This window comes from Microbacterium azadirachtae, assembly GCF_000956545.1.
Lineage (GTDB): Bacteria > Actinomycetota > Actinomycetes > Actinomycetales > Microbacteriaceae > Microbacterium > Microbacterium azadirachtae.
This window is the reverse complement of the sequence record NZ_JYIT01000083.1, coordinates 146269-172211: the sequence shown is the minus strand read 5'-3', so window position 1 is coordinate 172211 and position 25943 is coordinate 146269. Positions and strand designations below refer to the sequence as shown.

At 71.5% G+C, this 25943-nt stretch carries 23 protein-coding genes; 12 read left to right on the top strand and 11 right to left on the bottom strand.

The annotated features are described in order from the left end of the window. Nucleotides 1–174: 174 nt before the first annotated feature. Nucleotides 175–927, bottom strand: a complete 753-nt coding sequence (locus tag RL72_RS14820) for an AAA family ATPase (RefSeq protein ID WP_045251608.1) — start codon at nucleotides 925–927, stop codon at nucleotides 175–177. Nucleotides 928–1017: 90 nt separating this feature from the next. On the opposite strand from RL72_RS14820, the gene RL72_RS14815 reads away from it, so the two are divergent. Beyond that, nucleotides 1018–1965, top strand: coding sequence for an endonuclease/exonuclease/phosphatase family protein (locus RL72_RS14815; protein ID WP_052674453.1), 948 nt, complete (start codon nucleotides 1018–1020; stop codon nucleotides 1963–1965). A 42-nt stretch (nucleotides 1966–2007) separates the two neighbouring features. On the opposite strand, the gene RL72_RS14810 is transcribed toward RL72_RS14815, so the two are convergent. Together RL72_RS14810 and RL72_RS14805 are read right to left on the bottom strand one after the other, a co-directional pair. Beyond that, nucleotides 2008–2610: a hypothetical protein gene (locus RL72_RS14810; RefSeq protein ID WP_045251607.1), complete on the bottom strand. Its 603-nt coding sequence runs from the start codon at nucleotides 2608–2610 to the stop codon at nucleotides 2008–2010. 4 nt (nucleotides 2611–2614) lie between these two features. Next, entirely contained in the window at nucleotides 2615–3883 is a 1269-nt protein-coding gene (locus RL72_RS14805) for an ammonium transporter (protein WP_045251606.1), read from the bottom strand. A gap of 216 nt (nucleotides 3884–4099) precedes the next feature. On the opposite strand from RL72_RS14805, the gene RL72_RS14800 reads away from it, so the two are divergent. Together RL72_RS14800 and RL72_RS14795 are read left to right on the top strand one after the other, a co-directional pair. After that, nucleotides 4100–5143 carry a zinc-dependent alcohol dehydrogenase family protein gene (locus RL72_RS14800; RefSeq protein ID WP_045251605.1) on the top strand — a complete coding sequence of 348 codons (1044 nt, stop codon included), beginning with the start codon at nucleotides 4100–4102 and terminating at the stop codon, nucleotides 5141–5143. Between the two features lie 137 nt (nucleotides 5144–5280). Further along, nucleotides 5281–6390: a fatty acid desaturase family protein gene (locus RL72_RS14795; RefSeq protein WP_045251604.1), complete on the top strand. Its 1110-nt coding sequence runs from the start codon at nucleotides 5281–5283 to the stop codon at nucleotides 6388–6390. Nucleotides 6391–6396: 6 nt separating this feature from the next. Here the strand turns inward: RL72_RS14795 and RL72_RS14790 are convergent, their stop codons facing one another. Both RL72_RS14790 and RL72_RS19275 read right to left on the bottom strand, forming a co-directional pair. Beyond that, complete coding sequence (locus tag RL72_RS14790; RefSeq protein ID WP_045251603.1) at nucleotides 6397–7302, bottom strand: CPBP family intramembrane glutamic endopeptidase; 906 nt, start codon at nucleotides 7300–7302, stop codon at nucleotides 6397–6399. A gap of 123 nt (nucleotides 7303–7425) precedes the next feature. After that, nucleotides 7426–8319: a helix-turn-helix domain-containing protein gene (locus RL72_RS19275; RefSeq protein ID WP_052674452.1), complete on the bottom strand. Its 894-nt coding sequence runs from the start codon at nucleotides 8317–8319 to the stop codon at nucleotides 7426–7428. A gap of 181 nt (nucleotides 8320–8500) precedes the next feature. Here RL72_RS19275 and RL72_RS19920 point away from each other — a divergent pair, with 181 nt between their 5' ends. Next, nucleotides 8501–8638 carry a hypothetical protein gene (locus tag RL72_RS19920; protein ID WP_156156811.1) on the top strand — a complete coding sequence of 46 codons (138 nt, stop codon included), beginning with the start codon at nucleotides 8501–8503 and terminating at the stop codon, nucleotides 8636–8638. A gap of 10 nt (nucleotides 8639–8648) precedes the next feature. On the opposite strand, the gene RL72_RS14780 is transcribed toward RL72_RS19920, so the two are convergent. Continuing rightward, nucleotides 8649–9542 carry a LysR family transcriptional regulator gene (locus RL72_RS14780; RefSeq protein WP_169748245.1) on the bottom strand — a complete coding sequence of 298 codons (894 nt, stop codon included), beginning with the start codon at nucleotides 9540–9542 and terminating at the stop codon, nucleotides 8649–8651. A 79-nt stretch (nucleotides 9543–9621) separates the two neighbouring features. On the opposite strand from RL72_RS14780, the gene RL72_RS14775 reads away from it, so the two are divergent. The 3 genes from RL72_RS14775 (at nucleotide 9622) to RL72_RS14765 (ending at nucleotide 13622) form a co-directional block, all read left to right on the top strand. Then, a complete protein-coding gene (locus RL72_RS14775; RefSeq protein ID WP_248700485.1) occupies nucleotides 9622–11088 on the top strand; it encodes an aminotransferase class I/II-fold pyridoxal phosphate-dependent enzyme in 1467 nt (488 codons plus the stop codon). Between the two features lie 168 nt (nucleotides 11089–11256). Further along, on the top strand, nucleotides 11257–12723 hold the full coding sequence (locus RL72_RS14770) for an amino acid permease (RefSeq protein ID WP_045251601.1): 1467 nt from the start codon (nucleotides 11257–11259) through the stop codon (nucleotides 12721–12723). Next, nucleotides 12720–13622, top strand: coding sequence for a universal stress protein (locus RL72_RS14765; RefSeq protein ID WP_045251600.1), 903 nt, complete (start codon nucleotides 12720–12722; stop codon nucleotides 13620–13622). The genes RL72_RS14770 and RL72_RS14765 overlap by 4 nt, the downstream gene beginning before the upstream one ends. Here RL72_RS14765 and RL72_RS14760 read toward each other — a convergent pair whose 3' ends face one another. The 3 genes from RL72_RS14760 to RL72_RS14750 all read right to left on the bottom strand — a co-directional run bounded on the left by RL72_RS14760 (nucleotide 13623) and on the right by RL72_RS14750 (nucleotide 18456). Continuing rightward, complete coding sequence (locus RL72_RS14760; RefSeq protein WP_045251599.1) at nucleotides 13623–14033, bottom strand: pyridoxamine 5'-phosphate oxidase family protein; 411 nt, start codon at nucleotides 14031–14033, stop codon at nucleotides 13623–13625. Between the two features lie 83 nt (nucleotides 14034–14116). Then, entirely contained in the window at nucleotides 14117–16549 is a 2433-nt protein-coding gene (locus RL72_RS14755; RefSeq protein ID WP_045251598.1) for a phosphoketolase family protein, read from the bottom strand. Between the two features lie 2 nt (nucleotides 16550–16551). Then, nucleotides 16552–18456, bottom strand: coding sequence for a heavy metal translocating P-type ATPase (locus RL72_RS14750; protein ID WP_052674457.1), 1905 nt, complete (start codon nucleotides 18454–18456; stop codon nucleotides 16552–16554). A 136-nt stretch (nucleotides 18457–18592) separates the two neighbouring features. On the opposite strand from RL72_RS14750, the gene RL72_RS14745 reads away from it, so the two are divergent. After that, nucleotides 18593–19033 carry a universal stress protein gene (locus RL72_RS14745; protein ID WP_045251597.1) on the top strand — a complete coding sequence of 147 codons (441 nt, stop codon included), beginning with the start codon at nucleotides 18593–18595 and terminating at the stop codon, nucleotides 19031–19033. Between the two features lie 24 nt (nucleotides 19034–19057). Here RL72_RS14745 and RL72_RS14740 read toward each other — a convergent pair whose 3' ends face one another. Then, nucleotides 19058–19699 carry a response regulator transcription factor gene (locus RL72_RS14740; RefSeq protein WP_045251596.1) on the bottom strand — a complete coding sequence of 214 codons (642 nt, stop codon included), beginning with the start codon at nucleotides 19697–19699 and terminating at the stop codon, nucleotides 19058–19060. 110 nt (nucleotides 19700–19809) lie between these two features. Between RL72_RS14740 and RL72_RS14735 the strand changes: the two genes are divergently transcribed. The 4 genes from RL72_RS14735 (at nucleotide 19810) to RL72_RS14715 (ending at nucleotide 25187) form a co-directional block, all read left to right on the top strand. Further along, nucleotides 19810–21483, top strand: coding sequence for a sensor histidine kinase (locus RL72_RS14735; protein ID WP_052674450.1), 1674 nt, complete (start codon nucleotides 19810–19812; stop codon nucleotides 21481–21483). 63 nt (nucleotides 21484–21546) lie between these two features. Further along, nucleotides 21547–24042 (top strand): zinc-binding dehydrogenase, encoded by a 2496-nt coding sequence (locus RL72_RS20650; protein ID WP_082072423.1) that lies wholly within the window; start codon nucleotides 21547–21549, stop codon nucleotides 24040–24042. A 58-nt stretch (nucleotides 24043–24100) separates the two neighbouring features. After that, nucleotides 24101–24547, top strand: coding sequence for a universal stress protein (locus RL72_RS14720; RefSeq protein WP_045251679.1), 447 nt, complete (start codon nucleotides 24101–24103; stop codon nucleotides 24545–24547). A 34-nt stretch (nucleotides 24548–24581) separates the two neighbouring features. Continuing rightward, the gene (locus RL72_RS14715) at nucleotides 24582–25187 is read left to right on the top strand and encodes a universal stress protein (protein WP_248700484.1); all 606 of its coding nucleotides are present in this window, start codon (nucleotides 24582–24584) and stop codon (nucleotides 25185–25187) included. Between the two features lie 55 nt (nucleotides 25188–25242). Here RL72_RS14715 and RL72_RS14710 read toward each other — a convergent pair whose 3' ends face one another. Next, nucleotides 25243–25935, bottom strand: coding sequence for an NADPH-dependent F420 reductase (locus RL72_RS14710; RefSeq protein ID WP_211256067.1), 693 nt, complete (start codon nucleotides 25933–25935; stop codon nucleotides 25243–25245). Nucleotides 25936–25943 lie beyond the last annotated feature (8 nt).

Here is a 25943-nt window from a genome sequence, read left to right as displayed (position 1 = left end):
CGGCACGCGGCACGCCGCTGACGGACCGCGACGATCTGCACGCCCTGTGACGATCTGCACACGGATCCGGCCGGAGCGGGTGCGGATCGTCGCATCATGTGCAGATCGTCGCCGGGGCTGGCGTCACCCCCGGCGGACGACGGCACCCACCGGCGCCACGCGAGCCGGCAGGCCTCAGTCCAGCAGGTGCCGGGTGTACCGCGCGGGCGCGTCGAGGAACGCGCGCCAGTGCTGGACGAGCTCCAGATCCTGCCACTCGACCGGGCGCAGCCCCCAATCCCCGACCTCGAGGATCGTCGCGCCGGGAAGGGCGGCGAGCACCGGCGAATGCGTGGCGCAGAGCACTTGGCCGCCCTCGTCCGCGATCCTCCGCAGCACCGCGATGAGGCTCAGGGTCGACGAGAACGACAGCGCCGCCTCGGGCTCGTCGAGACAGTAGAAGCCCGGGTCGTCGAAGCGGGTCTCGAGCAGCGCGAGGAACGATTCGCCGTGGCTCATCTCGTGATACCGCGGCTCCGGTCCCTTCGACGGGTTGTCCTCCAGATAGGTGTAGAACGAGTGCATCGTCTCGGCCCGCAGGAAGAAGCCCCACCGGTTCGCCCCGACGCCGCGCTGGATGCGCAGCCACTCCGACAGCGGAGACTCGGTCGCGCGCGTGCTGTGCCGGGCCTGACGCGAGCCGCCCTCCGGGGACAGCCCGTAGGCCACGGCGATCCCTTCGACGATGGTCGACTTGCCGCTGCCGTTCTCGCCCACGAGGAACGTGATGCCGGGATCCAGGTCGATCCCCTCGCGCAGCACCTGGGCCACCGCCGGGATGCTCGCCGGCCACTCTCCGCCGGGCGCCGGAGCGTCGTCCGCCGGACGCACCGCGACGACCGGCTGCTGCCGGCGGCGCCGGCTGCGCGGCTCCCAGAACGGATCCATCTCACTCCTCGGACTCGGATCCATTCTGCGGGTCGTCGCCGACACGCGACCGTCAGGCGTTGCCCAGAACGGAGCCGGAAGGATGGACGCATGACCCAGGCGACGAGCGAACCGACCGGGACGAGGCGCGCGACGCCGCGCCGCGGTGCGGTCGTCGCGCTGCTTCTGACGAGCGTGCTGCTGACGGCGATGGTGCTGCTGGGGGCGGCGCCAGGACCGCTCGGCACCGCGATCGCCGTGACGCTGCCCTGGCTGGGCTTCGTCCTCGTCCCGCTCGTGATCGGCGCGCTGGTGGTGAGGCCGCGCACGGCGTGGACCGCGGCGGTGCCCCTGGTCGCCTGGACGGTGGCGCTGTGGGGCTTCCTGCCCGTGCCCTGGCAGGGCGACCCGGCCCCGGCGGACGGCCGTCTGCTCGTCGCCACGCAGAACGTCGAGGCCGGATCCGGCACGGGCGCGGAGTCCGCGCGTGTCCTCGCCGCCGACGGCGCCGCGATCCTCGCCTTCACCGAGCTCGACGGCGACTCGGGCTCCGCGATCGCCGACGAGCTCGCCGACGCGTACCCGCACTCCTACCGGGTGGGCACGGTCGGCGTGTGGAGCCGGTACCCGATCGCGGACGAGGAGGCGCTCGACCTGGGCCTCGGCTGGAAGCGCGCGCTGCGCGTCGAGGTGGACGCACCCGGCGGCGCGGTGAGCGTCTACGTCGTGCACGCCGCGTCGCTGCGGCCGGGCGCGCAGGGTGCACGCGACGCCATGCTGTCCGCCCTGGGCGAGCGGATCCGGAAGGATCGCACCCCTCGGACGATCGCGCTGGGCGACTTCAACGCGGTGTCGACGGATCCGGCTCTCGCCGCCGTCTCCCGGGAGCTCGGCGAGGTGCGGTTCGGCGGTCTCGCGCCGTCGTTCACCTGGCCCGCGTCGTTCCCGGCGGTGCGGATCGACCACGTCTTCCAGCGCGGATTCGCCTCGGCCGCCGCCAAGACCACCGCGGCCGGCCGCAGCGACCACCTCGCGATCGTCGCCGCGCTGCAGGGCTGAGAGCCGGGCGGATCCGTCGGGTCTCGGATCCGCCCCCGGCCGTCAGCCGACGACCATGAGGACCCGGGCGTCGTCAGCGACGGCCCCGGGTCCTGAAGCGACCGCGCCGTCGCTCCGAGTCGCGTCCGGCAGCACCAGCGCCTCCATTGCTGTCGCCGTGCTACCGCCCGCGCTCACTCTCCCCGAACGCACCACGACCGCACGCACGTCGGCCGGCAGAGGGGTCGTGCCGTGCAGGTCGGAGAAGACGAGGGAGGGCGTCGCCCTGGCCGGCACCGAGGAGAGCACCAGCACCCGGCTCAGCTCGGCCGCGCGCAGCTGCGGGCGGCGCAGTTCGAGGAAGGCCCCCGCGTAGTGCAGCACGCGCTCCTTGCGCAGACCCACCGCGGCCCCCGGCCCGACGCCCACCTGGGGCCCGCCGATGCCGGCGAGCACGTGCGCCGCGTCCGGCGGGAGGTGCAGCACCCCCTCCGGGCCGCGCAGCTCGACGAGCTGGAGCATCCAGTGCAGCTCCCCGCCCGCCCCCCACTGACCGCAGATCTCGCGGACGTGTCCGCCGCCGGCGACGAGCCCTCGCCGGGGCAGGTCCCGCAGGCGTGTGAGCCTGGTCGGGGCCGGCCCCGGAACGAAGGTTGCCGTCGTCATCGGATCAGACCCGCGCTCCGATGAGGACATAGCCCTCTTCGCCGTGGACCACGGTGTCGAGGCCGGCGATCTCGTCCTCGTCCTTGACCCGGAAGCCCATGGTCTTCTGGACCACGAAGCCGATCACGAGCGCGAGCACGAAGGAGTAGACCAGCACTGCTCCTGCGGCGAGCGCCTGGGCCGCGAGCTGCGCGAAGCTGCCGCTGTAGATGAGGCCCGTGCCGTTGGCGAAGAAGCCGAGGTACAGCGTTCCGATGATGCCGCCGATGAGGTGGATGCCGACCACGTCGAGCGAGTCGTCGAAGCCGAGCTTGAACTTCAGGTCGATCGCGAGCTGGCAGACCGCACCGGCGAGGAGGCCGAGGACGACCGCCCAGATCGGGGTGAGGGCGGCGCAGGCCGGGGTGATCGCGACCAGACCGGCGACCGCGCCGGACGCGGCGCCGACCGACGTGGGCTTGCCGTTGCGGATCTTCTCCATCACGAGCCAGCTGAGCAGGGCGGCCGCGGGGGCGGCCAGCGTGTTCACGAACGCGATGGCGGCGGTGCCGTCGGCGCCGAGCTCGGAGCCGGCGTTGAAGCCGAACCAGCCGAACCACAGCAGGCCCGCGCCCAGCAGCACGAACGGCGGGTTGTGCGGCACGTCGGCGCCCTTCTGGAAGCCGATGCGACGACCGAGCACCAGGGCGAGGGCGAGCCCTGCCGCTCCGGCGTTGATGTGCACGGCTGTTCCTCCCGCGAAGTCGATCGCGCCCACGCCGAGCATGTCCTGCAGACCCTTGGTGACCCAGCCGCCGTAGGCGTAGCTGCCGTCCTTGTTGAGTCCGAAGTTGAACACCCAGCTGGCGACCGGGAAGTACACGACGGTCGCCCAGATGCCGGCGAAGACCATCCAGGATCCGAACCGTGCGCGGTCGGCGATCGCGCCGGAGACGAGCGCGACGGTGATGATCGCGAACGTCGCCTGGAACGCGACGAACGCGAGCGGCGGGTAGGCGGCGCCCTTCGGCACCTCGAGCAGGCTGTTCAGGCCGATCGCGGACCAGTCGATGGTCCACGGGGCGATCAGGCCCTTGCCGCTCGGGAAGGCGATCGCGTAGCCGAAGACGACCCACAGCACGCCGATGAGCCCGATCGCGCCGAAGCTCATCATCATCATGCTGATCACGCTCTTGGCCTTGACGAGGCCGCCGTAGAAGAACGCCAGACCTGGCGTCATGAGCAGCACGAGGGCTGCACAGATCAAAACGAAGGCGGTGTTCCCCTGATCCATGGGTCCGCTCCTCTCTCAGTGAGAACGCTCCTGCAGCGTCGGGTGCTGAAAGGCTCCCACCGGCGCGTTTCGCCTCGACGCGCACTGTGTTTCCGGGGCGTTTCGGCATCGGCGTGCCGCGTGAACACCTCGTTACAGGATCCGGATCCGGCGCCTCCGGTGCGTCTCCCGCGCCCGCCCCGCCGCCGCGGCACGGCGACCTGAGAGGATGTGGTCATGCGCGCGGTGGTGTTCGATGCGGTCCGTTCCGTTCCCGAGGTGCGATCGGTGGCGGAGCCGGAGCTGCCCGCCGACGGCGTCCTGGTCAGGGTCGCGGCCACGGGTCTGTGCCGGAGCGACTGGCACGCCTGGGCCGGGCACGACGACATCGCGTTCCCGCACGTGCCGGGGCACGAGCTGGCGGGGACCGTCGCCGCCGTCGGCCCCGAGGTGACCCGGTGGCGCGTGGGCGATCGCGTGACCGTGCCGTTCGTGTGCGGCTGCGGACGCTGCGAGTGGTGCCGATCCGGCAACGCCCAGGTCTGCCCCGACCAGCAGCAGCCCGGATTCACGCACTGGGGCTCGTTCGCCGAGGTCGTCGCCCTGCACGCCGCGGATGTGAATCTCGTCGCGATCCCGGACGAGGTGGACTTCGCGACGGCGGCGAGCCTGGGCTGTCGCTTCGCCACCGCCTTCCGGGCCGTCGCCGGGCGCGCCCGGGTACGCGAGGGCGAGTGGGTCACCGTCGTCGGCGCGGGCGGCGTGGGCCTCAGCGCCGTGATGATCGCGCAGGCGCACGGGGCCAGGGTGATCGCCGTGGACCGCAATCCGGAGGCCCTCGCGGTGGCCCGCGAGGTCGGCGCCGAGCACACCCTCCTCGCCGACGGGCGGGACATCCCCGCCGCCGTCCGCGCATTGACCCACGGCGGCAGCCACGTCTCGGTCGACGCCGTCGGCAGCGAGCAGACCCTCGCCGACGCGATCCTGGGCCTCCGGCGCCGCGGCCGGCACGTGCAGATCGGGCTGCTGCCGCCGATCGACGGGCATCCCCGCGTGCCGATGGACCGCGTGATCGGCTGGGAGCTCGACCTGCTCGGCAGCCACGGGATGGCCGCCGCCGACTACCCCGCGATGATGTCGATGATCGCCGACGGGCTCCTCACCCCGCAGCGGCTCATCGAGCGCACGATCGGACTCGAGGAGGCCGCCGCGCTCCTGCCCGGCTTCGACCGTGCGACCGTGGCCGGCATGACCATCATCGATCCGCAGCGGGCCGGCTGAGGGGTCGCCTCGGACGCCACCGCCGCGCGCGCACATGCCGCCCGGTGCATACGTGTGCGCGTAGCGTGAGCCTCAGCGAACGGCGCCCGCCCTTGGCTTCCGCCCGGCTCCGGCCGGAGACCCGTTAGGCGCCTCGCATGACCTCCACTTCCGTCAGTCCCCCCTCCCAGCTCGGACCGGTGCGCCAGACGTACGCGCGGCAGGAGGACTTCCCGCCGATCGCCCGCGCCTACATCGAGGTCTCGCGCGTGGTACGGGAGACCGGGCTGATGCGCCGCACGCCGCGGTTCTACGCACTGATCGGGGCGGCGGTCGCGGTGGGCTTCGGAGCGGTCGTGACCGGATCGGTGCTGCTCGGCGACAGCTGGTTCCAGCTGCTGATGGCCATGGCTCTCGGGATCCTGTTCACGCAGGTCGCATTCCTCGCCCACGAGGCGGCGCACCGGCAGATCCTGGCGAGCGGGCCGGCGAACGACCGGCTCGCGCGCGTCCTCGCCGCGGTCGTCGGGATGAGCTACTCCTGGTGGGACTCCAAGCACAGCAGGCACCACGCCAACCCGAACAGGGTCGGCAAGGATCCCGACATCGAGGTCGACACGATCTCGTTCCTGGACGAGGACGCCGCGCAGGCTCGGGGCCTGCGCCGGTGGATCACGCGCCGCCAGGGCTGGCTGTTCTTTCCGCTCCTCACCCTCGAGGGGCTGAACCTGCACTACCTCGGGATCAGGCACCTCGTCGGACGCCAGCCCGTGAAGGGCCGCTGGGCCGAGATCGGCATGATCGCCGCGCGCTTCGCGCTCGTGCTGACCCCGATCTTCCTGCTGCTGCCGCTCGGCAAGGCGGCGGCTTTCGTCGGGGTGATGCTGGCGGTGTTCGGCGTGTACATGGGCGCTTCGTTCGCCCCCAACCACAAGGGCATGGCCGTGATCGCGCCAGATGCCCGGCTGGACTTCTTCACGAAGCAGGTGCGCACCTCCCGCAACATCCGCGGCGGCTGGTGGGCGACCGCGCTGATGGGCGGCCTGAACCATCAGGTGGAGCATCACCTGTTCCCGAGCATGTCCCGGATGCACCTCGGCCGGGCTCGGGAGATCGTCCGCGAGTTCTGCGACACGCACGGCGTCCCGTACACCGAGACCTCGCTCTGGCGCTCCTACGCGATCGTGATCGACTACCTGAACCGCGTCGGGCTGGCCGCGCGCGATCCGTTCGACTGCCCGATCACGGCGCAGTACCGGCGGGCCTGACCGCCCTCAGGATCCTTCCGCGCGGGCGAGTCCCGGCGAGGGCTCGCCGACCGGGAGCCCCAGGCGCCCGCGCGTCGCGACGATCAGCACGAGCGCCGTGGCCGTGAAGCCGATGAGCACCGGCAGCAGGCCGTACTCGTCGAAGATCGGCGCGGGGAACAGCGGCGAGGCCACCCGGTTCGCGAACGTGTTGAACGAGGCGTGCATCAGCATCGTGATCAGCAGGCTGCCGCCGGCGTGGTTGAACACCCAGGTCATCATGATCGTGAGAGCCGTGATCATGACCACGAACATGACCACGTTGGCGATCGTGGGCGGCGTCCACACGCCGCTCCAGAACAGCGGCAGATGCCAGCAGGCCCACAGGACGCCGAGGAGGACGCTGCCCCGCAGCGGTCCGAAGCGGTCCTGGAGCCGCGGCAGGGCGAACCCGCGCCAGCCCGGCTCCTCCCCCAGCGGCCCGCCGAGCAGGAACGTCATCAGGAACGCGAGCGGGTACGCGGCCAGCAGGGCCGGGAGGATCGGCCGGTAGGTCTGCAGCGCTCCGGGCACGACGATCGTGCCCAGGATCACGATGAGCGGGACGCCGATCAGCAGGAACAGGTACCAGAGGATCCCGACGCGCCACTGGACGTAGCGGCGCAGCAGGCGCACCACACCCGCCCTGCCGTCCGTCACCGCGGTCACGACGAACGCGCCCACGGTCGGACCGAAGGTCGCCGCCACCACGGCGATCGCGACGGCCGGCTTGGGGAGTGCGGGCAGAGCGCCCTGCGCAGACAGGGCGACGGGCACCTCGATGACCCAGGAGACGAGGTACGCGATCACGAAGTACGCCGTGAGCGGGTGCCGGGCGATCACGCCCTGCGGCACCGCCGGGGAGGAACGATCGATGTTGCCGACGACAGCCATGAGGATGACCTTTCCGCCAGCGACGGGGCCCGAGGACAGGTCAGCCGTTCGCCATGTCTCATGGTCCCACCCGCCGCGCCCCGCCACCAGATCCATCCGCGAACGCGTCCACCGGCAGGACGCTCATGATCCTCCCCAGCGGATCCCGAGGACGCCGGGGCCGAAGCCGTGCCGCATCGCGTGCGCGATGCGACCGTGGACCACCGCCCGCTGCGCCCACACCTCGTCGCCGGTGTCCGACTCCACGTACTCCTCGCACCAGTCGGGATCCGCCCCCTCGGGGAAGACGACGCGGATCAGGGTCTCCTTGGTCGGACGCGCCGTCGCATGCCACGCGCTCCTGCGGTTCGGGTAGTCCCGCGGAAGCTGCTCCGTGAACTGCAGGGTGAACGTGGATCCCGCGGTCGCGGGCTCGTCGAGCTCGATCACGATGCCGGAGACCAGGCGGCCCGGATGCCGGTACTCGCGCACGAGACGCCCTCCGACCACATCGAGGATCCTGCTCATCGCATCCGTCTCCTCCGGCGCGACGTCGATGAGCGGCAGCTCCGTGACCACGCCGCGCACCACCTGTACCACGGAGACGAACTCGGTCCGGTCCACGCTCCCGTCCCGATGCGTGTAGGCGGTCATGTGGGTCGAGATCTCGCGGATGTCCGCCTGTGCGGCGGCGGCCAGCGCCGCGAAGGTCTCCTCCGTCTCCCGACGCGCCCGCTCTTCGAAGGGCACGAGCGGCTCCGGCTGCACGCCCAGCCGCGCGGTGGGATTGACCAACGAGGACAGGGATCCCGGATCCAGGCCCAGGATCTGCTCCAGATCGTCGACGGCGCTGAGCGATGCGGCGGCCTCGGGCCGGCGCTGACCAGATCGCCAGTAACTGAGCGTCGCGATCGAGATCGGGTTGCCGTGGTCGGCGAGAAGCGCGTGCACGGCGGTGAGCGTCAGGCCCCTGTGATCGAGCGCGCGACGCAGCGCGCCCGCAAACGTCTCGGAATCCGACGTCGACTCGTCCGCCACAGCCACCTCCCCGGGAAGCCCGCCGATCCCAGTTGTACAACACGGCGGCCGCTCGGAGGGCCGCGAGCGCCCCAACGTCGGCGACCGGGGGATTTCACACCGGGCCACGTCCGGCTGTGAAGGCGCACCTCCTAGCATCGCCGTGCTGCCCATGCCCGGGGTGGCACGAGGGGAATGAAAGATGCCCGACGCCCCATCCGAGGACGACGACGCGACCCCGCCGCGGCGGCCGATCGTCACAGGCGCGGCCTGGGACCTGGCCGTGATCCTGTGGGTGACGGCGGACCAGTTCGCGACGGACGAGGAGACGGATCCGTGACGGTCGCGGCTTACGCGTCCGTCGAGGCCCGCAGCGCCCGCTCCAGTGCCGCGCGCGCGGACGCGTCCACCGTGGGCGCCGTCACGAGGAAGATGCGCCGCTCGAACACGGCGTCGGCGATCTCCACGGTCGCAACCGCGTCCAGGTGCGCAGGCAGCGCGAGCTCCGGCACGAGCGCGACCCCGAACCCGGCGGCGACGTACGCCGCCACCACCGCGTAGTCGTCGCTGCGCATGGCGATCCGCGGAGCGAAGCCCGCCTGTTCCGCGGCCCGGGCGAGCGCGGCGTCCACGGGATCCTCGTCCGTGGCGCCGGCGATCCACGCCTCGCCGCGGAGGTCGGCGAGCGGCACGCCCGCGCGCCCGGCGAGGGGATGCGCGGGGGGCACGATCACCGCGAGGTGCTCCTGGCGCACCGGGATCATCCGGAAGCCGGGCGGCAGGATCGTCGGCCGCCCCGGCGCGTCGTACACGATGGCGGCGTCGAGGCGGAGCCCCGCGACGGCCGCCATGAGCGGATCCAGCTCGGCCTCGGAGACCACGGGCTCGAAGCCCGCCTGCTGCAGCGCACGCACCACCTGGGGCAGCAGGCGCGCTCCGGCGGAGGGGAACACGCCGATCGCGATGCGCCGCCGGCCCGCGGCGACGAGCTCGCGCACCTCGTCGACGGCGCGCTCCGCCCGGTCGAGCATCGCCACGGCGTGCGGCAGCATCGCCTCGCCGACCGGGGTGAGCCGGGTGCCGCCGGATCCGCTCGTCACGACCGGAGCGCCCAGCTCGCGTTCGAGACCGCGGAGGTGGTGCGTCACCGTCGGCTGGCTCCAGTGCAGCGCCGTCGCCGCGCGCAGGACGGATCCCTCCTCCGCCACGCTGCGCAGGGCTCTGAGCTGCCTCAGGTCGAGCATGCCGCGCTCCATAGTGGGTATCGATCAATGAAGATATGTCTCTATTCCTCATCGTAGCCCGCGTCGCCAGAATCGATCCGTGACGACCACGCCCTACGCCGACGCCCTCCGCCGATTCGCCGCCCGCGACCTGCAGCGCCTCAACGTGCCCGGGCACAGCGCGGATCCCGCCGCCGCTCCCCTGCTCGCGGACTTCTTCGGCGAGGACGTGCTGCGCTACGACGTGGAGCCCCTGCTCGACGGCATCGACAAGGGCCGGGAGAACCCGCTCGAGGAGGCGCGCGAGGCCGCGGCGCGGGCGTGGGGCGCACGCCGCACCTGGTTCCTCACCAACGGCGCGTCCGAGGCGAACCGCATGACCGCCCTCGCCCTGTCCGCGTTCCGCACCCCCGACGAGATCGTGGTCGCGCAGCGCAGCGCGCACTCGAGCTTCTTCGACGGCATCATCCTCGGCGGACTGGACCCGCGCTTCGTGCAGCCCACGATCGACGCCCACCACGGCATCAACCACGGGGTCACGCCCGAGGCCATGCGCGAAGCGCTCGAGGGCGTGGACGCGAAGGCGGCCTACATCATCAGCCCGAGCTACTTCGGCGCGGTCGCCGATGTGCAGGGCATCGCGGCCGTCTGCCATGAGGCCGGAGTGCCGCTGGTCGTCGACGCCGCCTGGGCCGCGCACTTCGGATTCCACCCGGAGCTCCCCGCCAACCCGATCGCGCTCGGGGCCGACCTCGTCGTCTCGTCGACGCACAAGATGGGCGGCAGCCTCACCCAGTCCGCCATGCTGCACCTCGCCGACAGCCCGTACGCGGACGAGCTGGAGCCGCTCATCGACCGCGCCTTCATGTTCACGCAGTCCACGAGCGCGAGCTCCCTGCTGCTCGCCTCGCTCGACCTCGCGCGGGCGGCGCTCGAGGACGGCCACGACCGCATCGGCGCATCGATCGCCGCGGCCGCGGCGCTGCGCGACGCGGTGCGCGCGACCGGGCGCTTCCCGATCGTGAGCGACGGCTTCGACGCCTTCCCCGACATCGTCGGCCACGATCCGCTCCGGGTATCGATCGACGTCGGCGCCGCGGGCCTGCACGGGCACTCCGTGCGCGAGGAGCTGCTGCGCACCGCCGGGATCATGACCGAGATCTCGACCGGATCCTGCATCGTCGCCTTCGTGGGCCCCGGCACGACACCGGATCCGGCCCGCTTCGTGGCGGCGCTCGAGGCGCTGCAGCCCGTGGGCGCCCTCGCCGCGCGCGGCGACGCCGCGTCCGTGTCGCTGCCGTCGCCCGGGCCGGGGGTGATGCGGCCCCGCGATGCGGCGTTCGCCCACACCGAGGTCGTCCCGGCGGCCGACGCTGTCGGACGCGTCTCCGCCGACTCCCTCGCGGCGTACCCGCCGGGGATCCCGAACGTGCTGCCCGGCGAGGTGCTGACGGCGGAGACGATCGCGTTCCTCCGCGGGATCGCGGCGACGCCCGGCGGGTACGTGCGCGGCGCCGTCGACGCCCTCGTGGACGGGGTGCGCGTGGTCGTCGGCGACCACGGCTAGACCTCGTCGATCGGGCGCTCGTCCACGATCCGCCGTCTTCGAGTGGAGCGAGGGCGATCCGTGGGACTACCGTGGGTGCACCCCCGATCGACACCAGCCAGGACCGGTCCCGGTCCGAACGAGCGGGCGACGCGCGACGATGCCGCCGCCCTGAAAGGACGCAGCACCATGACGTCGATCGCCCAGCAGCTCCTGCGACGAAAGCCGATCCCGCGAGAATCGGGGGACTCCCCGCTGAGACGCACGATCGGCCTCTTCCCCCTCATGGCGATCGGCATCAGCGCCACGATCGGCACGGGGATCTTCTTCATCATGTCGCAGGCGGTGCCGCTCGCGGGGCCCGCCGTGGTGTGGTCGTTCGTCATCGCCGGCATCGTCGCCGGACTCACCGCGCTCTGCTACGCGGAGCTGGCCGGCGCCGTCCCCGTCTCCGGATCCACGTACTCCTACGCGTTCGCGACCCTCGGCGAGGGCACGGCGATGGTCGTCGGCGCGTGCCTGCTGCTCGAGTATGCGGTCTCCGCCGCGGCGGTCGCGGTGGGCTGGTCGCAGTATGTGAACGAGCTCATCGGGAACCTGTTCGGCTGGCACCTGCCCGCCGCGCTCAGCAACGCCCCCGAGGAGGGCGGCGTCGTGAACCTCCCCGCCGTGATCCTGGTCGCGCTCTGCGCGGTCCTGCTGATCCGCGGCACCAGGGAGTCGGTGCTGACGAACGCGATCATGGTGTGCATCAAGATCGCCGTGCTGCTGTTCTTCATCGCCGTGGGCGTCACGGGCTGGAACTCGGATCACTTCGCCGACTTCGCGCCGTACGGGATCGGCGGCATCGCGGCCGGCGCGGGCGTGATCTTCTTCTCCTTCGTCGGCCTCGACGCGGTCTCCACCGCGGGCGAGGAGGCGAAGAACCCCCGGCGCAACCTGCCGCTGGCGATCATCGGGGCGCTCCTCGTCGTCATCACGCTCTACATCGGCGTCGCCGTGGTGGGCATCGGGGCGCAGGATCCGAAGAAGTTCGAGAACCAGGAGGCCGGGCTCTCCGAGATCCTCACCCACGTCATCGGCAGTTCCTGGCCCGGCACCGTGCTCGCGGCCGGCGCCGTGATCTCGATCTTCAGCGTGACCCTCGTGACGATCTACGGGCAGACCCGGATCCTGTTCGCCATGGCGCGCGACGGGATGGTGCCGAAGGTGTTCGCGAAGGTCAACGAGCGCACCCGCACCCCGATCCAGAACACCATCATCGTGTCGACCGTGGTCGCGGTGCTCGCCGGCGTGATCCCGATCAACTTCCTCGCCGAGATGACGAGCATCGGCACCCTCGCCGCCTTCCTCGTCGTGTCGGTCGGCCTCATCATCCTCCGCGTGCGCGAGCCCGAGCTGGAGCGCGGCTTCAAGGTGCCGCTGTACCCGATCACGCCGATCCTCTCGATCCTCGGCTGCATCTGGATCATCACGCAGCTGCGCCCGATCACGATCGCGGTGTTCGCGATCTGGGTCGCCGTGTTCCTGGTGTTCTACTTCTTCTACGGTCGACGACGCTCGATCCTGGAGCCGGGCAACGAGCTCGGCGACCCCGATGTGCCGTTCACGGCCGTGGTGCGCCAGCCCGGCACGCACGACGGGGTCGAGCGATGAGCGTCCTCGTCGGCGTCGACACCGGCCGCCGCTCCGAATCGGTGCTCGCGCTCGCCGCTCAGCTCGCGAACTCGCTGCAGACCGATCTCGTGGTCGCCGCGGTCGTGGCGTCGGCCTGGCCTCCGTCGCGCGCCAGCGTCGACCACGAATGGCGCGAGCACCACCATGCCGCCGCCGATCTGGTGCTGGACCACGCCGCGAGCGTCTTCGGCGGCCAGGTGAAGGCGCGCTATCTCGTGCACGAGGCCTCGTCGGCCCGGCGCGGACTGCTCGAGCTCGCGGAGCAGGAGGCGCCCGATGCCCTCGTGCTCGGCTCGTCGGCGCAGGGCGAGACGGGACGCATCGCCCTCGGGGCCGTGTCCGAAGCCCTACTGCATGCGTCGCCGGTGCCCGTCGCGATCGCGCCCGTCGGCTACCGCGCGGACCTGGACTCGCGGATCGTGCGGCTCACCGCGGGCTACGGCGGGACCGAGGCCGCGGAGGACCTGGTGCTCGGCGCGGCGACGGTCGCCGCCCGCGCCGGCGGCGCGCTGCGGATCGCCTCGTTCGCGGTGCGACCCGAGGCCGAGACCGGCATCCTCTCGGGTGCGGGCGGCCGCGCCGAGGACCCCGTGCTGATCGAGTGGGTGGAGCAGATCCGGCGCCACGCGTCGGCGATCATCGACGAGGTCGAGGAGCTGGACCCCCGCCCGCGCGTCGATGACGCCGTGATCGGCGTCGGCGGCTCCTGGGCCGCCGCGATCGACGACATCGGCTGGGGCGAGGGCGAGCTCCTCGTCGTCGGCTCGAGCAGCCTGAACCCGATCGCCCGCGTGTTCCTCGGCTCGCACGGCGTGAAGATCGTGCGCAACTCCCCGGTTCCGGCGCTCGTGGTGCCGCGCGCCGCGGCGTGGGGCTGATCAGCGACGACGGAACGTCCGACCGGAGACGCCGGTGGGTGTGATCCGCACCCACCGGTCCTTCGACTCGGGCGCCCAGGGCGTGACCCCGGTGTCTTCGGCAGCCAGGGTCTCGGCGTCACGATCGAACTCCTCCGCCTCGCCCTTGACCACGACGCTGAAGGCCTCGGCGGCGTCGGCGCCGTCGACCTCGAACGCGACGCGCTGCCGGATGGTCAGCTCCAGCAGCTTGGTTCCCGCCGCAGTGCGGAAGACGATCGCGCCGTCGAGCACCGCGTGGTTGATCGGGAAGATGTCGATCTCGTCCGCCGCGGCCGCGGCGATGCGGCCGTACGGCGCGGCGAGGATCCGCTCCCAGCACTCGCTCTCGGTGAGAGCCCGTGTCGGCTCCCGTCCTTCTTCGATGTCCATGCCCCGATGATGATCCGCCCTCGCCGCCGACGATGGGCCGAAGGTCCCGTGGTCACCGCGGATCCCCGGGGCGGGCCGTCCGCTCAGCGGGCGCCGCTCCAGCTCCAGTCGGCCACCTCGGGGATGTCCTCGCCGTGCTCGCGGGTGTACGCGCGAGCACGCAGCCGCGCGTCCTGGAGCTCCTGACGCAGCCCGGCGCAGCGCTGGGCGAGGCCCGGCACGCGGTCGATCGCGTCGATCGCTAGCTGGTACCGGTCCAGGTGGTTGAGCATGACCATGTCGAACGGCGTGGTGGTCGTGCCGTTCTCCTTGTACCCGCGCACATGGAGGTTGTCGTGGCCGTGGCGCTTGTAGGCGAGCCGGTGGATGAGCCAGGGATAGCCGTGATACGCGAAGACGACCGGGCGATCCACCGTGAAGATCGCGTCGAACTCCCGGTCCGGCAGTCCGTGCGGATGCTCGCTCTCGGACTGCAGCCTCATCAGGTCGACGACGTTGACCACCCGCACCCGCAGGTCGGGAAGCGCTTCGCGCAGGATCTGGGCGGCCGCGAGCACCTCCAGGGTGGGGATGTCACCGGCTGCGGCGAGGACCACGTCCGGATCCTGCCCGGTCATCTCCGTCCCCGCCCACTCCAGGATCCCGAGGCCCCGCGTGCAGTGGTCGACGGCCTCGTCCATGGTGAGCCAGTTCGCGGCGGGCTGCTTGCCCGCGACGACGACGTTGACGTAGTCGACCGAGCGGAGGCAGTGGTCGTACGTGGACAGCAGCGTGTTCGCATCGAACGGCAGGTACACGCGCACGACTTCCGCGCTCTTGTTCACGACGTGGTCGATGAAGCCCGGATCCTGGTGGCTGAAGCCGTTGTGGTCCTGCCGCCACACGTGGCTCGTCAGCAGGTAGTTGAGGCTCGAGATCGGCCGCCGCCAGGGGATCCGCCTGGTCACCTTGAGCCATTTCGCATGCTGGTTGAACATCGAGTCCACGATGTGGATGAAGGCCTCGTAGCAGGTGAACAGGCCGTGGCGACCGGTCAGCAAGTACCCCTCGAGCCACCCCTGGCACTGATGCTCGCTGAGCATCTCCATCACCCGGCCGACGCGGGCGAGGTGGTCGTCGGTGGGGAGGATCGCCGCGGCCCACTGCTTCTGGGTCGCCTCGTAGACCGGAGGCGCGAGGCGGTTGGAGGCGGTCTCGTCAGGACCGAAGATCCGGAACGTGGAGGGGTTGCGTCGGATGACCTCGGCGAGCCAGGTGCCGAGCACTCGCGTCGCCTCCGCCGTCGTGGCGCCGGGTGACGGCACGTCCACGGCGAAGTCGCGGAAGTCCGGAAGCGACAGCGGAGTGCGCAGCAGCCCCCCGTTGGCCACGGGGTTCGCGCTCATGCGGAGCTCGCCCTGGGGGGCGAGTCGATCGATCGACGCGGAGGGCGCCCCGGCGTCGTCGAACAGCTCCTCGGGGCGATACCGCCGCATCCACTCTTCGAGGATCCGGAGATGCTCCGGTGTGTCCCGTGCGCTGGCGAGCGGCACCTGGTGGGCGCGGTACGTCCCCTCCACGAGCACGCCGTCGACCTCGTGCGGGCCGGTCCATCCCTTGGGCGTGCGCAGGATGATCATCGGCCACTCCGGGGTCGCCGTCACCGGGTCGTCCGAGTGGTAGCGGCCCGCCCGCGCGTCCGCCCGGATCCGCGCGATCTCGTCGAAGACGGACTCGAGCAGCGCCGAGAACCGGCGATGGATGCTGATCGGATCCTCACCGTCGAACCCCGCTGTGAACACGTAGGGGGTGTAGCCGTAACCGCGGAACAGCTCGACCAGACGGCGCTCCGGGATGCGTGCCAGCACCGTCGGGTTCGCGATCTTGTAGCCGTTCAGGTGCAGGATCGGCAGCACCGTGCCGTCCTGCACCGGGTCGAGGAACTTGTTCGAGTGCCAGCCCGTCGCCGCCGGTCCCGTCTCCGCTTCGCCGTCGCCCACGACGCAGGTCACGACCAGCTCCGGGTTGTCGAAGGCGGCGCCGAACGCGTGGCTGAGCGAGTAGCCGAGCTCGCCGCCCTCGTGGATCGACCCCGGCGTCTCGGGCGCGACGTGGCTCGGGATCCCTCCCGGGAACGAGAACTGACGGAACAGCGCACGCACGCCGTCCTCGTCGCGCGTGATACGCGGATACACCTCCGAGTACGTGCCGTCCAGATAGGTGTTGGCGACCATGCCCGGCCCGCCGTGACCCGGCCCTGTGACGAAGATCGAGCTGAGCGCGCGATCCCGGATGACCCGGTTGAGATGCGCATAGAGGAAGTTCAGCCCCGGCGTGGTGCCCCAGTGCCCGAGCAGTCGCGGCTTGACGTCCTCGGGCACGAGAGGCCGGCGCAGCAACGGGTCGTCCAGCAGGTAGATCTGTCCGACGCTGAGGTAGTTCGCCGCCCGCCACCAGGCGTCGATGCTCCGCAGGTCCGCGTCGGGGACGACGCGTTCGGAGGCGGAAGCGGGATGGTTCTGCGGGGTCTCGCTCATGCTCACAGCCTGGTCCTCTCATCGTGGTCGGCACGGGCCTTTGGTCCCGGTTCGGTCGCGGACTCCGTCAGCGCGCTCTCCGGCGTCAGCGGGCCGCGAAGGGCGCGCAGGGCGTAGAGGATCGTGGCGAGATCGACCAGCTCCTGGATCAGCGCCCCCGCGACGGCAGGGATCACGCCGCTCATGGCGACGACCATGAGCGTGATGCTGAGCGCGATCCCGATCCAGATCGCCGTCAGCGCCACGCGCACCGTGTGCCTGCCGATCTCGACCGCGTGAACCACCTTGGCGAGGGAGTCCACGAGGATCACGGCGTCGGCGGCCTCCCCCGCCGCGGTCGCACCCTTGGCTCCCATCGCGATCCCGACGTCCGAGGCGGCGAGCACGGGGGCGTCGTTCACTCCGTCGCCGACCATCACGAGCGGGCGCGGACGCAGGTCCCGGGCGAGGCGCACCTTGTCGTCGGGAAGGAGCTCGGCGTGCACTTCGTCGATGCCGACCGTCTCGGCGATCGACGCAGCCGTCGCGTGCGCGTCGCCGGTGAGCATCGCCACACGGTCGATGCCGTGGCGCGCCAGCCATGCGACCACGCCTCGAGACTCGGCGCGAGGCGCATCGGCCAGCACCAGCGTCCCGGCGTGACGGCCGTCGATCGCGACATAGGCGGCCGCCTCCCCCGGCGCGAGGTCGGTGCGCGAGAACGCCGGCACGAGCGACGCGACGTATGCGGGCTTTCCGACGACAACCACCCGTCCTCCGATGCGCGCCATGACGCCGTTGGTCGCGACCTCGCCGGCGTCCTCCGCGGTCAGCAGAGCGAGCCCCCGGGACCGGGCTGCCGCGCGGATCCCCTCGGCGAGCGCGTGCGAGGAGTACTGCTCCGCCGATGCGGCCAGCTGCAGCACCTCGTCGGCCGAGAATCCCGCCTCGGGGCGGACGTCGATCAGTGCCGGACGACCGCGGGTGAGCGTGCCGGTCTTGTCGAACGCCGCCGACCGCACCCGCGAGAGGGTCTCGATGACCGCTCCCCCCTTGAGCACGATCCCCGCCTTCGCCGACCGCGACAGCCCGCCGAGGAACGCGACGGGCGCGGCGATCAGCAGCGGGCACGGCGTGGCGAGCACCAGCACCTCGGCGAACCGCACGGCGTCCCCGGACACCGCCCACGCGATTCCTCCGAGCAGCAGCGAGACGACGGTGAACGGGATCGCGAACCGGTCGGCGAGCCGCACCACGGGTGCGCGCGACTCCTGCGCCTCGCGCACCAGCATCAGGATCTGCTGGTACTGGCTGTCGGCGCTGCGCCGCACGGCGCGCGCCCGGACGACGCGACTTCCGTTGACCGCGCCCGACAGCAGGATCTCGCCCGTGCGGCGCGTCACCGGCAGGCTCTCCCCGGTGAGCGAGGACTCGTCGAACGACGCCTCGTCCGTGACCATCTCACTGTCGACGGGCACGATCTCGGACGGACGGATGAGGAGGAAATCGCCGACGGCGACGTCGTCGACCGGCAGATCGCGGACGCTCTCGGCACCGTCCTCACCGTCGACCGAGACGACGTGCGCGCTCTGCGGCGACCGTTCGAGGAGCGCGGTGAGCTCGCGCTTGGCGCGGCGGGCGGCGAAGTCCTCCAGCGCCTCGCCCCCCGAGAGCATCAGCACGATGATGAGCGCGGCCACATACTCGCCGACGAGGAGGGTGGCGGCCATCGCCACGATCGCGAGGACGTCGAGTCCGAACCGGCCGCGGATCATCTCGCGGATCATCCCGACGAGGGTCCAGACCACAAAGGCGCCGACGACGATCGTCGCGAGCCAGCGGGCCGCGGCGTGATGGCCGGTCGCATCGAGCACCAGGACCACGACGAGGGTGAGGAGGGCGAGGGGGATCGCGGGTTGCCGCCTCATCGTCTTCCACACCATGCTCTCGCGTTCTCCTCCCCGACGGCACATCTCTGCGTCCCTCCAGCCTTGCGCTCCCCCTCGACGGCGGCAAGTGACTTTCGTCCCGGCGCGCCTGCGGAACGCGTCGCAGGGTGAGGGCATGAACACCACTGCGAACGCGCCGATCCTCGTCGGCGTCGACGGATCGGAACCCTCGCTCGACGCCCTCCGCTACGCGGCCACGCTCTCCGAAGCGCTCGACCGCCCTCTCCGCGTCGTCATGACGTGGGACTACGCTGCTCTGATCGATCTGTACCCGACGCCCGATCGTTCGCCGGACGAAGAGACGGCGGTGCTTCTGGACGCGGCGATCAAGGACGTGTTCGGCGAGGATCCCCCGGCATCGTTGAGCGCTGCGGTGATCGCTGGCCCGCCGCCGTCCGTGCTGATCGACGAGAGCCGCGACGCGGAGATGCTCGTGCTGGGCAGCCGGGGCCGCGGCGGCTTCGCCGGTCTTCTGCTCGGCTCTGTGAGCGCGACCTGCGCGACGCACGCGCACTGCCCGGTGCTCATCGTGCGCCACGAGAAGCGGAAGGGCTGACGAACGGGGTCGACCTCGTCGGAGCTAGCCCTCGTGGCGCCGGCCGCGCTCGATCTCGAAGACGGCCGCCTGCGTGCGGTGGTCCAGTCCCAGCTTGCTGAGCAGCCCCGACACGTAGTTCTTGACCGTCTTCTCCGCGAGCCCCAGCCGTTCTCCGATCTGCCGGTTGGTGAGACCGTCGGCGATGAGGGCGAGGATCTGCCGTTCCCGCAGCCCCAGGGATCCGAAGCGGGGGTCCTCCCCGGGGGCATCGCGCATGCGCTGCATCGCGGTACGCTCCGCGCTCGGGTGCAGGAGCCGGCGCCCCGCGGCGACGCCGCGGATCGCCTCGAGCAGCTCGGCGGCGCGGACGCTCTTCAGGAGATACCCGGCGGCGCCTGCCATCACGGCGGCGAACATCGCGTCGTCGTCGTCGTAGGCCGTCAGGATGAGGCACCGCACGCGCGGGAAGTCCTGACGGAGCTGCCGGCACAGATCGATCCCGTTGCCGTCGGGGAGGCGGACGTCGAGCACCGCGACGTCGGGCTGCGTCGCGGCGATCCGCCCGAGCGCGTCATGGACACTGGCTGCCTCTCCCACGACCGTCAGGTCAGATTGGCCCTGGATCACTCCCGCGAGCCCCTGACGGACGATCTCGTGATCGTCGACGAGAAACACACCGCTCATCGGATCTCCCCTTGCTCTGCGCTCATCATGCCGCACCGCGACAGCGGATCCACAGGCCGTAGGTCCCTCGGATGCCTAGACTCCGTAGTGTCAACGGCAGGACGGCGGCGATGGACGAAGAGCCTCTCACGTTCCCCGATGTCCCCCGCCTCGAGCTGGAGCGGACCATCGCGGAGCTGATGGACCGCGCCCAGCAGGTGCTCGCGGCTCAGGGTCGGCTGCGGAGCCTGCTCGGCGCCACCCGTGCGGTGAGCGAGGACCTGGACCTCGATGCGATGCTCCGCCGGATCGTTCGCGCCGCGATCGAGCTCGTCGGCGCACGGTACGGCGCCCTCGGCGTGATCGATGAGGACGGGCTGCTCGAACGGTTCATCCACGAGGGGATCGCCGACGAGGTCGTGCAGGAGATCGGCGCTCCGCCGACGGGGCACGGACTGCTCGGCGCCGTGATCGAGCAGGGACAGACCATCCGGATCCCGCGGATCGCCGACGATCCCCGCTCGGTCGGCTTCCCCGCGCACCATCCACCGATGGACGCCTTCCTCGGCGTTCCGATCCGCGTCAGGGGGCGGACCTTCGGCAACCTCTACCTCACGGACCCGCAGAAGGAGCGCTTCTCCGACGAGGACCAGGAGATCATCGAAGCGCTCGCCGTCACCGCAGGGGTGGCGATCGAGAACGCGCGCCTGTATGCCGAGACGCACCGTCGTGAACGGCTCGGCGCGGCCCTTTCGGGCATCACCGCAGCCCTGCTGTCGCCCGACAGCGGGGACGCGCTCGGCATCGTCGCCGACGCCGTCGCGACCGTCGTGCCGGCCGAGCTCGTCGCGATCATCACGCCGGAGGAGGACGACCGCCTGCGCATCGATGTCGCCCGGGGCCCGGGGGGCCCGGCGATCGAGGGAACCCACTATCCCGCCGAGGGTGCGCTCCCGGCGCGGGCGATAAGAGAGAACGCGCTGATCGTCGAGCGGCTTCCCGCACCCGTCGACGCCGTCCTGCGCCCTTTCGGCCACACGGTCGCGGTCCCGCTGGTCGTGGCCGGCGCCCCCGTCGGCGCACTCTGCGTGTCCCGGGGCAGCGCCACCTACAGCCCGGCCGAGCTCCTCACCATCTCCGACTTCGCCTCCCAGGCGGGGATCGCGATCTCACTGGCCAGGGCCCGAGAGCAGCACCAGCGGCTCGAGATCGTCGAAGACCGAGGGCGCATCGCCCGCGACCTCCACGACCACGTCATCCAGCGGCTGTTCGCGACGACGCTGGGCTTGCAGGGGATCGCGGCCGCCGATCCGTCGCTCGCGGTGGCCCTCGAGCGGCACATCGACGAGGTCGACGGGGCCATCGCGGACATCCGGACCGCGATCTTCGCTCTGCGGCATCGCCCGGACAGCGATGACGCCCTCCGCAGTCGCCTGCTCGCGCTGGTCTCGGGGGTGTCCCCGCGCCCCCGGATCAGCTTCACCGGCCCCATCGACCTCGCGGTCACCGGAGACCTCGCAGACGATCTCGTCGCCGTCGTGCGCGAGTCGCTCGCGAACATCACCCGGCATGCGAACGCCACCACGGCGCTGGTCACCGTGGTGGTCTCGGAGGCGGAGGTCGTCGCCATGATCGAGGACGACGGCGACGGCCTGCCCCCGACGATCGACGCCAGCGGCATCTCGAACCTCGCCGCGAGAGCGGAACGCCTGGGCGGCGCGTTCACGGTCGCGAACCGCGAGGAGGGCGGCGTCCGCGTGCGCTGGAGCGCACCGCTGCCACGCGGCGGCGACGCCCGCCCCTGACGTTCCGTCCCTCGGGTGACCAAAGTCCCGCACGGGGACGCCCGGCGGGTGTGGAGTCGCAGCATGAGCGCCACACTGAGATTCCTCGGGGCGACCGACACGGTCACCGGATCCCGCTACCTCGTCGACACCGGCACGACGCGGATCCTCATCGACTGCGGTCTCTTCCAGGGCTACAAGACCCTGCGCGAGCGCAACTGGGCCCGGTTCCCCGTCGACCCGTCGAGCATCGACGCCGTCGTCATCACCCACGCGCACCTGGACCACACCGGCTATCTGCCGGCGCTGGTGCGCGACGGCTTCGACGGCCCGATCCACACCACCACCGGCACCGCCGAGCTCAGCACCCTCATCCTGCCGGACAGCGGACGCCTGCAGGAGGAGCAGGCCTCGTACGCGGCGCGGCGCCACAGCTCCACGCATGCGCGCCCGCTGCCGCTGTACACCGAGGAGGACGCGACCGCCGCAGTCGAGCACTTCGCCCCGCACGCGTTCGACGCCCCGGTCGAGATCGGAGATGCCCGGGTCACGTTCGTACCGGCCGGGCACATCCTCGGCGCGGCGCAGGTGCTGCTGGAGGCGGACGGCTGCCGGGTGCACTTCACCGGCGACCTCGGACGCACGGACGATGCGCTGATGCGCCCGCCGCGGGCATTGGAGCAGACGGATGTGCTCGTGTCGGAGTCCACATACGGCGATCGGACGCATCCGGGCACGGATGCCGAGGCCGCCCTGGCCGACATCATCACGCGCGTCTGCGCGCGCGGGGGCGTCGTGCTGCTGCCCGCGTTCGCGATCGGCCGCGCCGAGTCGCTGCTGCTCCACCTCAGTCGGCTGCGCGCCACCGGACGGATCCCCGAGGTGCCGGTGTTCCTGAACAGCCCGATGGCGGTGAGCGGCGCGGAGATGTACGCCCGCCACCCCGAAGAGCACCGGATCTCGCCCGAGGAGTTCCACCGCATGTACGAGGGCGCCACGCTCGTGCACTCCGTCGAGGAGTCCAAGGCGCTCAACACCCGGGGAGGACCGGCGATCATCATCTCGGCCAGCGGCATGCTCGAGGGAGGACGGATCCTGCACCACATCGCGTCGTACGGGCCGGATCCCCGGAACGCGATCGTGCTGACCGGGTTCCAGGCCGGGGGGACTCGCGGGGACGCCCTGCAGCGCGGAGAGCGCACGCTGCGCATCTACGGGCAGGACATCCCGATCCTGGCGGAGGTGCATTCGCTCGAGATGATGTCCGCGCACGCCGACGCCGGACAGATCGTGGAATGGATGCGGACTGCGCCCACAGCGCCTCGACAGGTCTTCCTGACCCACGGCGAACCGACCGCCGCCGACGCGTTGCGGCGGCGCATCAGGCGGGACCTGAACTGGAACGTGCGCGTGCCGCGCCTCGCCGAGGTCGTCGCACTGAGCGCATCCCGGAGCGGTGCTGCGGTTGCGGTGGCCGGCGCGGCTCCCGCGGCAGCGCCCCCGGCGGCGGCTCCGACGACGGACGAGAAGCGCGGTTCCACGCCGGCGACCATGCGCGCCGCCGTGGTGTCCTCGTTCACGGAGCCCATCGCCGTGCAGGAGGTCCCCGTCCCCGTTCCGGGGCCCGGGCAGGTTCTCGTGCGCATCGAGACGAGCGGCCTCTGCCACACCGACATCCATGCCGCGCACGGCGATTGGCCGGTGAAGCCGTCTCTGCCGTTCATCCCCGGGCACGAGGGGATCGGCCGCGTCGACGGGCTGGGCGAGGGGGTCTCCGCGCCGTCGATCGGCACCCGCGTCGCGCTGGCCTGGCTCGGCTCGGCCTGCGGCTCCTGCCGGTACTGCGTGACGGGGCGGGAGAACCTCTGCCTCGCCCAGAAGAACACCGGCTACGCGGTGAACGGCGCTCATGCCGAGTACGCGGTGATCGATGCCCGTTTCGCCGTCCCCGTTCCTGACGCCGTCACCTCGCTCGACGCCGCGCCGCTGACCTGCGCCGGCGTGACGACGTATGCGGCGATCAAGGCCGCGCGGGTGACGCCGTCCGAGCGCGTCGCCGTGTTCGGCATCGGCGGCCTCGGACACCTGGCGATCCAGTACGCCCGGCTGGTCGGCGCCGAGGTCATCGCGGTGGATGTGAGCGACGAGAAGCTGAAGCTCGCCACGATGCTCGGCGCGGACCACGTCGTCAACGCGGCCGAGACCGACCCGGTCGCCGCGATCACAGCGCTCGGCGGCGCCGACGCCTGCATCGTGCTCGCCGTCGCGCCGGCGGTGTTCGATCAGTCCTATCGAGCCCTCGCGCGCGGTGGCCGGCTCGTGCTCGTGTCCCTTCCCAAGGACGGCACGCTGACGTTCCCCGTCTTCGACACGGTGCTCAACGGCATCCAGATCATCGGATCCATCGTCGGCACGAGGGAAGACCTCGCCGAAGTGTTCCGCCTGCACGCGCTGGGGCGCACCACCGTCGTGGCCCAGACCCGCGATCTCTCCTCGGCGGCCACGTCGATGCAGGAGGTGCTCGACGGCACCGTGCCCGCCCGCCTCGTCTTCGACTTCGACGTCGAGACCGCCGACTGAGCGGATCCGGATGACCTTCGTCCCGACCGCGGGGCGACGCACGGAGGAGCGTGATCCCATGGAAACCAACGAGAGAAAGCGCATCATCGTCGGCGTCGACGGGTCGGATTCCTCGATCGCCGCACTCCGCTACGCGGCCCGGCTCGCGGACGCCCTGGACGCCCCGCTCGAGGCCGTCACCACGTGGTACTACTCATCGCTCTCGGGCGCGAGACTCGTGATGGAGTGGACGCCCGAACAGGATGCGACGGACACCTTGGCGGCGGCCGTCGACCAGGCGTTCGGCGACGACCCGCCGGCGGGGCTGATCCGCACCGTGGCCGGCGGACCGCCGGCGCGCACCCTGATCGAGATGAGCAGGACCTGCGAGATGCTCGTCCTGGGCAACCGCGGCCACGGCGGCTTCGTCGGCCTGCTGCTCGGCTCGGTGAGCGCCGCGTGCGTCCTGCACGCGCACGCACCGGTCCTGGTGGTCCACCCCCGGGAACTCCCGGACGAGGCGTGATCACACGCTCGGCGGCGTCGCGAAGGCACTCCGGGTGATCGCCCTCGTCTTCCTTCCCCTGCTCGCCCTGCTCGCGTACCTCATCTTCCGAGGTCCGGGCATGCAGCACCGCGCGAACCTCGAAGCCGAACGGACTTTCGTCCCAGCCAGTGCGCATCGGGAGTCGAAGGATTGCACCATGAACACGATTGCAAACGCTCCCGTCCTCGTCGGTGTCGACGGCTCCGAATCCTCGCGTGACGCCCTTCGCTACGCGGGACAGATCGCGGCTGCACTCGGGGCGCCGCTGCGGGTGATCACGACGTGGGACTACCCGGCTCTCATCGACCTCTATCCGACCTTGGGCTGGGCGCCCGACGTGGATGCCGCCACCATCCTGGAAACGGCAGTCAAGGATGTCTTTGGAGCGAATCCGCCGGCGGAACTGTCGACCTCCGTCTTGGCCGGTCCGGCGGCGGCCGCACTGATCAAGGAGAGCCGCGGTGCAGAAATGCTCGTCCTGGGCAGCCGCGGACGCGGAGGTTTCGTCGGTCTGCTTCTGGGTTCTGTGAGCGCAACCTGTGCCACACATGCGCACTGCCCGGTGCTCATCGTGCGACGCGAGCAGCGCGATGAACGCGAGGAGCATTCCGTCGACTGAGCGCGATCGACGACGGCCACCAGGGGTTCCTGCGCGCAGGACGACACGGAGCCGTTCAGCCGGCCGCGCGCGCCCGCGCCACGACGATGCCCCGCTGCGAGGCAGGGAACCGGTCGAGCATGGCCCGCAGCTCGGCGGCGCCGACGTCCGCCCCGAACGCCTCCGCTCCGGGCTCCAGCATGATCCCCGCGGCGAGGTCGCCGGCGATCACGGGGTCGAACCCCAGGTCGTCGACGAGCCGCGCCACGCGGGCAACGTCCGCGGGATCGTCTCCGGCGACGGCGATGGCCTTGCGGTCGGGCGCCCCCGCCGGACGCGCCTCATCCTCCAGATCCTGGTAGCCCATGTGGTTGAGGGCCTTGACGACGCGAGATCCGGCGAGGAACCGCTGGACGATCTCGCTCGTCGACGTGCGCGGGTCGTCGAGCTCGGCGCGCAGGCCGTCTGCGCCCCACCAGTAGTTCATGGCGTCGATCACGAGCGTGCCGTGCAGCCGGTCGGCCGGCAGCGTCGTGTGCCGGCTCAGCGGCAGCGCGAGGAGCACCGCGTCGGATCGGTCCACGAGCTCTGCGACATCGACGGCGGCGGCGCCGAGCGCCTTCGCCGTGCGCTCGATCCTCGAGGGATCGGACGAGCCCGCGAGCAGCACGCGGTAGCCGGCCGCCACGGCGAGCCGGGCGAGCACGCCGCCGGCCCTGCCGGCACCGATGATGCCGAGCGTCTCGATCCGGGGTGCCTCGTCGGCCACGCCGCCAT

What these genes read in the sequence shown, in the direction of transcription:
- RL72_RS14720 (WP_045251679.1), top strand. Translation starts at nt 24,101, where the DNA reads ATGGAAACCAACGAGAGAAAGCGCATCATCGTCGGCGTCGACGGGTCG.
- RL72_RS14780 (WP_169748245.1), bottom strand. Translation starts at nt 9,542, where the DNA reads ATGCTCGACCTGAGGCAGCTCAGAGCCCTGCGCAGCGTGGCGGAGGAG.
- RL72_RS14755 (WP_045251598.1), bottom strand. Translation starts at nt 16,549, where the DNA reads ATGAGCGAGACCCCGCAGAACCATCCCGCTTCCGCCTCCGAACGCGTC.
- RL72_RS14750 (WP_052674457.1), bottom strand. Translation starts at nt 18,456, where the DNA reads ATGAGGCGGCAACCCGCGATCCCCCTCGCCCTCCTCACCCTCGTCGTG.
- RL72_RS14805 (WP_045251606.1), bottom strand. Translation starts at nt 3,883, where the DNA reads ATGGATCAGGGGAACACCGCCTTCGTTTTGATCTGTGCAGCCCTCGTG.
- RL72_RS14760 (WP_045251599.1), bottom strand. Translation starts at nt 14,033, where the DNA reads ATGGACATCGAAGAAGGACGGGAGCCGACACGGGCTCTCACCGAGAGC.
- RL72_RS14740 (WP_045251596.1), bottom strand. Translation starts at nt 19,699, where the DNA reads ATGAGCGGTGTGTTTCTCGTCGACGATCACGAGATCGTCCGTCAGGGG.
- RL72_RS14765 (WP_045251600.1), top strand. Translation starts at nt 12,720, where the DNA reads ATGAGCGTCCTCGTCGGCGTCGACACCGGCCGCCGCTCCGAATCGGTG.
- RL72_RS14810 (WP_045251607.1), bottom strand. Translation starts at nt 2,610, where the DNA reads ATGACGACGGCAACCTTCGTTCCGGGGCCGGCCCCGACCAGGCTCACA.
- RL72_RS14745 (WP_045251597.1), top strand. Translation starts at nt 18,593, where the DNA reads ATGAACACCACTGCGAACGCGCCGATCCTCGTCGGCGTCGACGGATCG.
- RL72_RS14815 (WP_052674453.1), top strand. Translation starts at nt 1,018, where the DNA reads ATGACCCAGGCGACGAGCGAACCGACCGGGACGAGGCGCGCGACGCCG.
- RL72_RS14820 (WP_045251608.1), bottom strand. Translation starts at nt 927, where the DNA reads ATGGATCCGTTCTGGGAGCCGCGCAGCCGGCGCCGCCGGCAGCAGCCG.
- RL72_RS14770 (WP_045251601.1), top strand. Translation starts at nt 11,257, where the DNA reads ATGACGTCGATCGCCCAGCAGCTCCTGCGACGAAAGCCGATCCCGCGA.
- RL72_RS14800 (WP_045251605.1), top strand. Translation starts at nt 4,100, where the DNA reads ATGCGCGCGGTGGTGTTCGATGCGGTCCGTTCCGTTCCCGAGGTGCGA.
- RL72_RS19920 (WP_156156811.1), top strand. Translation starts at nt 8,501, where the DNA reads ATGCCCGACGCCCCATCCGAGGACGACGACGCGACCCCGCCGCGGCGG.
- RL72_RS14735 (WP_052674450.1), top strand. Translation starts at nt 19,810, where the DNA reads ATGGACGAAGAGCCTCTCACGTTCCCCGATGTCCCCCGCCTCGAGCTG.
- RL72_RS14795 (WP_045251604.1), top strand. Translation starts at nt 5,281, where the DNA reads ATGACCTCCACTTCCGTCAGTCCCCCCTCCCAGCTCGGACCGGTGCGC.
- RL72_RS20650 (WP_082072423.1), top strand. Translation starts at nt 21,547, where the DNA reads ATGAGCGCCACACTGAGATTCCTCGGGGCGACCGACACGGTCACCGGA.
- RL72_RS14790 (WP_045251603.1), bottom strand. Translation starts at nt 7,302, where the DNA reads ATGGCTGTCGTCGGCAACATCGATCGTTCCTCCCCGGCGGTGCCGCAG.